Origin of the sequence: Paenibacillus sp. B1-35 (assembly GCF_050474385.1) — a bacterium.
In the GTDB taxonomy this organism is placed as follows: domain Bacteria; phylum Bacillota; class Bacilli; order Paenibacillales; family Paenibacillaceae; genus Paenibacillus_B; species Paenibacillus_B alvei.
This window is the reverse complement of record NZ_JBCHVJ010000005.1, coordinates 556,425-564,413: the sequence shown is the minus strand read 5'-3', so window position 1 is coordinate 564,413 and position 7,989 is coordinate 556,425. Positions and strand designations below refer to the sequence as shown.

The window sequence follows — 7,989 nt, the reverse complement described above, 5'->3', positions numbered from 1 at the left end:
TCCCTCATGCGAGGGAAATGCCTATCTGGTATTAGCTCACGTTTCCGTGGGTTATCCCAGTCTTATGGGCAGGTTACCTACGTGTTACTCACCCGTCCGCCGCTAACCATCAGGAGTGCAAGCACTCCATCAAGTCCGCTCGACTTGCATGTATTAGGCACGCCGCCAGCGTTCGTCCTGAGCCAGGATCAAACTCTCCGTTAAAGTTAAGTTTGAACTGCTCATATCTTTTGACGAGGTATTGCTACCTCATTCACAAACGTTGCTCGTTGTTCAGTTTTCAAAGAACAATCTTCATTCCAGCGCTTCGGCTTATCGCCTCTTTCGCTTTCGTTCACCGCGTCTCTCAGCGGCGACTCATATAATATATCACGCCCATTATAATAACGCAAGCATTTTTTAAAAAAAACTTTAGAAAACATAAAAAGTCTGCTTTTTTGCTATAATAGCGCCATTTCAGCACCTTATTTATAGCGTAGAAGCAGACTTTTTTGCACCCGCATCTTAATTACTATTACTGAAGCAATCGCTGTAACTAAAGTTAATCTACGGAGAGCACCTCTTCAATCCATATTTGTTTTTCCAGAGTAAGCTGAATGATGCCCCCATCGACCGATACCCAAGGACGGGTCAAATAGCTATCCTCAGTAAATACGATTCGCCCCACCCGACCGTCATTTAGTTTTACAAACGCATTCTGATGCATTTGTGCCACCTTAAGGATAAACGTACGCACTAGCTGTGGGTCGAGCTTGCCGAATGAATCCTCCTTCAGTCTTTCCAGTGCCATGTATGGAGAAGAAGCACGCTTATACACCCGATTTTGTGTCATCGCATGGAAGATATCTGCAATCGCAACAATCTTGGCATATGGATGAATTCGATCTCCCTTTACACCTAAAGGGTAGCCGCTGCCATCCAAACGCTCATGATGCTGCAAAGCTGCTAGCTTGACGCCATCATTAATAGCAGGCACATTTCGCAGCAGTTCATATCCATATTGCGTATGCTTGCGCATTTCAATCTTTTCACTATCCGTCAGTGGGCCTTTTTTATGCCATACATCATTATCTACCTTCGCTTTTCCTATATCGTGGAGCAGTCCTGATAGAGCTACCTGCATCCCCTCCTTGGAAGGATACCCGCTCCATTGCCCAATAAGGTAGGAGGTAAGCGCAACTGCCACTGATTTATGAAACAGATAATCCTCTTCATTTCCTTGCAGCATTTCTTTAATTTGCGGATGGAAGCAGACCGGAGAGTAATGCACGATCTGCCCAAGCAGCCACTCCATTTGCTGACGCAGTTCTAGAATAGGCAGCTTCGTAGCTCCTGTTGTCTTATACACATTTTTCATTAGATTAACCATTTGAAGCCATGATTCAACAAAACCGGCATCATGCTGGAATTTGCCTGCATGACGCATTACAGATTGATTGATCGTCGGCTCACTATTTTTGCTGTCAGGCATATCTGAACGATTTCCAGCTATATCTGTGACTGGAACAGTATAAGAGTTCAACACTGCTACCGACTTAATTAGAAAGGCATCAAGGACATCCAAATCGCGTACACTGAGCGTTCTGCCCTTGTACATAAGTACGCCGCCAAGTGCTGTCATCACATCCTGCTCCAATTGGTCTCCTGGCTTAGCTTGTGAGACGAGAATGAATACCATAGGTCATTACACGCTCCTGTTGGCCTCTTCATATGGATTTTAATTGTTCTTATTATGTATCTGATTATTTCAAGGAAAAGGGCGCACTCTATAAAAGAATACGCCCTACCTGATGTCAATGCTTACTACTGCTGCATCGTAACATTCATCATTCTATTCTGAATCCGGCTCTGAGGTAGAAGGTGCTTCCCCTTCTGTCATATCCGGTTCTTGCAATGCTTCCTCAGAAGACTCTTCATCTTCGTCGTTCTTATCACAGCGACTTACCGTAGATACGGAATCATCGTCACGAATATTAATAAGTTTAACACCTTGGGTGTATCGGCCCATTTGTGAAATGCCTGACATGCTCGTACGGATAATTGTCCCTGATGCCGTAATAATCATCAAGTCCTCTTCGTCCTGTACAACCTTCAAGCCAACAACTGCACCATTTTTATCGGTTACATTTATCGTCTTGATCCCTTTACCGCCACGGCTTTGGATTCGATAATCTTCCATTGGTGTACGCTTGCCATAACCCTTGGCTGTAACGATAAGCACATCGTTGTCCTTGTTAACGACGTCCATGTCGATTACTTGGTCATCACTATCCAGTGTAATCCCTTTGACACCGGTAGCAGAACGGCCCATAGAGCGTACATCATTCTCTGAGAATCGAATCGACATACCCATCTTCGTCCCCATAATGATCTCTTGTTCGCCATCCGTTAAACGAACACCAATCAGAGCATCGTCATCGCGTAAATTAATGGCGATCAAGCCACCCTTGCGGATGTTGACATAATCATCGAGCGGAGTCTTCTTCACAATCCCTTGCTGGGTTGCAAAGAACAGGTACTTGTCGGATTCAAATTCAACGACCGGAATTACCGCACTAATGGTTTCACCCTGCTCAATTTGAATCAAATTGATAATTGGTGTACCTCTAGCTGTGCGGCTCAAGTCTGGAATTTCATACGCCTTTATCCGGTATACTTTACCCTTATCCGTGAAGAACATAAGGTAATGGTGCGAGTTGGACACGAATAAATGCTCAACGAAGTCATTATCCTTCGTATCCATGCCAACTACTCCACGGCCTCCGCGCTTCTGGCTGCGGTAAGTGGTTACCGGCAGACGCTTAATATATCCGCTGTGCGAAATCGTGATGATAACATCCTCTTGAGGGATCAGATCCTCATCCAGTATGCTATCCTCTCCGATCGTGATTTCTGTACGGCGCTCATCTCCATACTTCTGCTTCACTTCTTCAAGCTCATCGTTGATGATGGTCAGCACAAGCTGTTCGTTCGCCAAGATTTCACGGTATTCCGCAATCTTCAATAGTAATTCATTATACTCTGCCTCGATCTTTTCGCGCTCCAAGCCGGTCAGACGGCGCAGACGCATATCGAGAATCGCTTGAGCTTGGTCGAAGCTAAGACCAAATCGAGTGATTAAGCCTTCGCGTGCCTCTTCGTCATTCTTCGAGCCGCGGATAAGCGCAATGATCTCGTCGATATGATCAAGCGCAATGCGCAGCCCTTCGAGAATATGCGCGCGTGCCTCAGCCTTCTTCAAGTCAAACTCGGTACGACGGCGAATAACCTCGATTTGATGTTCCAAATAATAATGGAGCATCTCACGCAAGTTAAGAACGCGAGGCTCCTGGTTCACGAGAGCCAGCATATTGATACCGAAGTTGCTCTGCATCGCTGTATGCTTGTACAGGTTGTTCAGAACGACATTTGGATTCACATCACGGCGAAGTTCGATGACGACGCGCATTCCGTTACGGTCTGATTCATCACGAAGGTCTGTAATGCCGTCAATACGCTTCTCACGTACCAGTTCAGCAATCTTCTCAACGAGGCGAGCCTTAATGACTTGATAAGGCAGCTCGTGGACAACGATACGAGCCTTGCCGTTATTGTCCTCGATCGTCGCACGTGCCCGCATTGTGACAGAGCCACGTCCGGTCGCATACGCTTGTCGAATACCTTCTCGGCCAATAATTAATCCGGATGTCGGGAAATCTGGGCCCTTGATGTATTCCATCAAGTCCATTGGCGTTAATTCTGGATTCTTAATAAGCGCCTGCAGACCATCAATTACTTCAGTCAAGTTATGCGGTGGGATGTTCGTTGCCATGCCGACCGCGATACCTGATACCCCGTTTACGAGCAAGTTGGGGAAGCGAGCCGGCAATACAACAGGCTCTTGCTCTTCGCCATCATAGTTCGGTGCGAAGTCAATTGTTTCTTTGTTAATATCACGAAGCAATTCCATTGCGATCTTGGAAAGGCGTGCTTCCGTATAACGCATCGCTGCTGCCGAGTCACCATCAATAGAACCAAAGTTCCCGTGGCCATCTACGAGCATGTAACGAAGCGAGAAATCCTGCGCCATGCGCACCATAGTTTCATAAACAGCAGAGTCACCATGCGGGTGATACTTACCGATTACTTCCCCAACGATTCTCGCTGATTTCTTATACGGCTTGTCCGGTGCCATGCCGAGGTCTGACATCGCATACAAAATACGTCGGTGAACCGGCTTCAATCCATCACGCACGTCCGGCAGAGCGCGGCTTACGATGATACTCATCGCGTAATCCAGGAATGATTCCCGCATCTCTGTGCCGATGTCGCGATCCCTGATTTGCGGTTGTTGTTCTTCCGCCATGCTGGACCTCCTCAAAATTCGTATTTAACAGCGTCAGCATCTTCTAGCAAAAAGCAAAATAAAAATTTGCCCTACAAGCGAAAACGGCCCTTCCCCCCATAAATGGGGTCGAACCATTTCCACGGACGAATAATCTTTTATCTAGTCCATATCGAAACTCCCCACATGACTAGATAAGCTATTTCAAGCTTAACATCAGTCATGCTCTCAAGGGAGAATTTCTAATCTCGTCTGATCATGCGGATAAAATCATACTCATCAATTCCATAACTGCACTATTTATATTATATTACTTTCACAAAAGAGATACAATTAAACGTTCCATGAAACCGCCCAAAATCCGAACATTTTCCTCTTCATATGGTTGATTGTACTATTTCTATTTGTCTACATGATCATACATTGATACCAACTGGGTATCTTGCACTCTCCATCCATTCGACAAACAAAATGAAAAGGGTGATGTATGAATGTCTAGTCGGCGCATTCTTAGCAAATGGAAAAAGACGAAAATCTTGCAAGACTCTTCACTAAGTACCTACATTCCTAAAACATCCGTCTATAGCGCACTTCGGTTAAAGGAGATGCTCAATCAGTATCAAATGGTGTATGTGAAACCTGACCTAGGTACCCATGGGAAAGGTGTTATGCGTGTCACGCAGCGAGCCAATAATTCATTCGAATTGAGAGAAGGAACCTCCACGAGTACCTTTACTGATATAGAATCGCTGACCGCTAAAATCAAAAAAAGAATCAGAAAGCGGAAATACTTGATCCAACAAGGTATCCATATGCTGTCCCATCGAGGAAGGAAGTTCGATCTCCGTGTGTTCGTACAAAAGAACTTGAATAACAAATGGGAGGTTATGTCGATTTTAGGACGAAAGGCAGCCGCCCACAAGATTGTAACGAACGTTAGCAGCGGGGGGAAAATGGAATCGCTGCGGGTTCTCATGAAACCCCACTCGAATGGAAGCTCAATTCGGCAGCTTCGCAGTGAGCTGGAACGAATCGGTTTGTCCGTAGGGACACAACTAAGCAAAAAACACAAGAGCCTCAAAGAGCTTGGGCTGGACATAGCGCTCGATACAAATAAGCACCCTTGGATCCTGGAAGTAAATACCAAGCCAGCTATCTATGTGTACCGCACATTCAATCCCGCTGCATATCGCCGCATTGTCCGGAATGCCAAAGCATATGGACGTTTAAAGTAGCAATAACCCCTCATCTATATCAAAGCCCCAGTCCTGATATGGAACTGGGGCTTGATCTTAAACCGCTCCAACGTGCATTCCAATCGAACACACGCCTCCGAATGAATGGATGCGATTAGAAGTCTAAGTTTTTAACGAACTTGGCATGGCGTTGAATGAAATCACGACGCGGTTCTACATTATCTCCCATGAGCGTGTCGAACACATCGTCAGCCATCTTCGCATCATCAAATGACACTTGGAGCATTTTACGGCTTTCAGGATCCATTGTCGTCTCCCACAGTTGCTCCGCATTCATCTCACCAAGACCTTTGTAACGCTGAACGTTAACTTTCGCACCTTCACCAAACTCAGCAATAATCTCATCTTTCTGCTTATCACTATCTGCATATCGAACAATTTTATTGCGCTCAATTTTGTAGAGCGGCGGCTGTGCAATGTACACATATCCCGCTTCGATAAGCTTACGCATGTAGCGATAGAAGAAGGTCAAAAGCAGTGTCCGGATATGAGCACCGTCAACATCGGCATCGGTCATAATCACAATTTTGTGATAGCGAGCCTTTTCAAGATCAAAGTCTTCGCCAATCCCTGTACCCAGTGCCGTAATAATCGCCCGGATCTCTGCATTGGATAAAATTTTATCCAAACGAGACTTTTCAACGTTCAAGATTTTACCCTTCAGCGGCAAGATCGCCTGGAAATGACGATCGCGGCCCTGCTTCGCAGAACCACCCGCAGAGTCACCTTCGACGATGAACAATTCGCAATGTGCAGCGTCCTTAGAGGAGCAATCCGCCAGCTTACCTGGTAGGGAGCTCACTTCGAGCGCACTCTTGCGGCGCGTCAACTCACGTGCACGGCGAGCTGCTTCTCGAGCTCGGGATGCCTGCATCCCCTTCTCGACGATCTTCTTCGATACCATCGGATTCTCATTCAAGAACTCCATGAATTTCTCAGAAAATACAGACTCTACGATGCTGCGTACTTCACTGTTTCCGAGCTTCGTCTTCGTTTGCCCTTCGAATTGCGGCTCTGGAATCTTTACGGAAATAATCGCGGTCAGACCCTCACGGACATCGTCCCCACTTAAGTTCGAGTTATTGTCCTTCATGAGGTTCATTTTCCGAGCATAATCGTTAATGATTCGCGTAAGTGCACTCTTAAAACCAGACTCATGCGTACCGCCTTCGTGCGTATGAATGTTGTTGGCAAAAGAGTAAATATTCTCGGTATAGCTATCGTTATATTGGAGTGCGATCTCGCACGTAATGTAATCTTTGGAGCCTTCCACGTAAATAGGCTGCTCATGCATCTTCTCGCGATTGCGGTTCAGGTACTCAACGAATTCTTTAATTCCGCCGTCATACTTGAACGTTTCCGATTGTCCGGTACGTTCATCAGTAAGCACCATTTGAATGCCTTTGTTCAAAAATGCAAGCTCCCGAATACGGGATAAGAGTGTATCGTAGTCGTATTCTGTCGTTTCTGTAAATACTTCGGGGTCAGGCTGGAAGCGAACCGTTGTACCTGTCTCCTCTGTATCCCCGATAATTTCCAAGTCTGCTTGTGGAACTCCACGACGATATTCCTGCTGATGGATATGTCCGTCTCGTTTCACGGTGACGACCAAGCTCGTAGATAAGGCATTTACGACCGAGACACCGACACCATGCAAGCCGCCGGATACTTTGTATCCCTCGCCGCCGAATTTACCGCCCGCATGAAGAACAGTCATAACAACTTCAACAGCGGGGCGCTTCATTTTTTCTTGTATCCCGACTGGAATACCGCGGCCATTATCCACGACCGTGATGCTGTTGTCTTCATGTACGGTTACTTCGATTTTCGTGCAATACCCAGCCAACGCCTCGTCGATACTGTTATCGACGACTTCCCATACCAAATGGTGCAGACCTTTGGCACTCGTTGAACCGATATACATCCCCGGCCGTTTGCGTACGGCTTCCAAGCCTTCCAGTACCTGAATCTGGCTCTCATCATACGTGTTATGATTCACAGACATGCCTTCACCTACTTCTCTAATTTCAGTACCGTTCATTATGCCAATCGCATGTAATTGCAAGAGCATCATCCCAGAATCCAGACTGCTGTGCAGAGGAAAACCAAGATGACGCTGTCAACAAGGCTGTATGCAATGTTCGCTACTCGTTAAAATGATGCGCACGCTTCTTCAATGTTGTAGATGAAATCGGAGAGTAATATACTTTTCCCTTCGTCACGACGATGGACTTTGCTTCTTCCTCGCCTATCGCCTCAACATTCTTCACTTTGTGCGCATTCGCCACGAACTGCTTAGACAGCTTGGATGATTTCTCAATCGATACATCAAAAATGGCGACCAGTTCCGAGGAACGAATGACTCTTTCTCCGCCCAAGTGAATATACATAGCGCTCACTCCCCTTAGA

5 protein-coding genes and 1 rRNA gene are annotated in these 7,989 nt (G+C 46.2%); 1 reads left to right on the top strand and 5 read right to left on the bottom strand.

Features of this window, described 5'->3' with window-relative positions; all coding sequences use genetic code 11:
• The 3 genes from ACQ5BJ_RS19245 to gyrA form a co-directional block, all read right to left on the bottom strand.
• Positions 1 to 204 (bottom strand): 16S ribosomal RNA (locus tag ACQ5BJ_RS19245); the annotation flags it as partial.
• Positions 205 to 541: 337 nt separating this feature from the next.
• Entirely contained in the window at positions 542 to 1,678 is a 1,137-nt protein-coding gene (locus tag ACQ5BJ_RS19240; RefSeq protein ID WP_430111978.1) for an HD-GYP domain-containing protein, read from the bottom strand.
• A 153-nt stretch (positions 1,679 to 1,831) separates the two neighbouring features.
• Positions 1,832 to 4,345 (bottom strand): DNA gyrase subunit A, encoded by a 2,514-nt coding sequence (gene gyrA, locus ACQ5BJ_RS19235; RefSeq protein WP_171417375.1) that lies wholly within the window; start codon positions 4,343 to 4,345, stop codon positions 1,832 to 1,834.
• A 470-nt stretch (positions 4,346 to 4,815) separates the two neighbouring features.
• Between gyrA and ACQ5BJ_RS19230 the strand changes: the two genes are divergently transcribed.
• A complete protein-coding gene (locus tag ACQ5BJ_RS19230; RefSeq protein ID WP_268622916.1) occupies positions 4,816 to 5,559 on the top strand; it encodes a YheC/YheD family protein in 744 nt (247 codons plus the stop codon).
• 115 nt (positions 5,560 to 5,674) lie between these two features.
• Here the strand turns inward: ACQ5BJ_RS19230 and gyrB are convergent, their stop codons facing one another.
• Both gyrB and remB read right to left on the bottom strand, forming a co-directional pair.
• Complete coding sequence (gene gyrB / locus ACQ5BJ_RS19225) at positions 5,675 to 7,585, bottom strand: DNA topoisomerase (ATP-hydrolyzing) subunit B (protein WP_430111996.1); 1,911 nt, start codon at positions 7,583 to 7,585, stop codon at positions 5,675 to 5,677.
• Between the two features lie 139 nt (positions 7,586 to 7,724).
• Positions 7,725 to 7,970 (bottom strand): extracellular matrix regulator RemB, encoded by a 246-nt coding sequence (gene remB, locus ACQ5BJ_RS19220; protein ID WP_005545469.1) that lies wholly within the window; start codon positions 7,968 to 7,970, stop codon positions 7,725 to 7,727.
• Positions 7,971 to 7,989 lie beyond the last annotated feature (19 nt).

What these genes read in the sequence shown, in the direction of transcription:
- ACQ5BJ_RS19240 (WP_430111978.1), bottom strand. Translation starts at nt 1,678, where the DNA reads ATGGTATTCATTCTCGTCTCACAAGCTAAGCCAGGAGACCAATTGGAG.
- gyrA (WP_171417375.1), bottom strand. Translation starts at nt 4,345, where the DNA reads ATGGCGGAAGAACAACAACCGCAAATCAGGGATCGCGACATCGGCACA.
- ACQ5BJ_RS19230 (WP_268622916.1), top strand. Translation starts at nt 4,816, where the DNA reads ATGTCTAGTCGGCGCATTCTTAGCAAATGGAAAAAGACGAAAATCTTG.
- gyrB (WP_430111996.1), bottom strand. Translation starts at nt 7,585, where the DNA reads ATGTCTGTGAATCATAACACGTATGATGAGAGCCAGATTCAGGTACTG.
- remB (WP_005545469.1), bottom strand. Translation starts at nt 7,970, where the DNA reads ATGTATATTCACTTGGGCGGAGAAAGAGTCATTCGTTCCTCGGAACTG.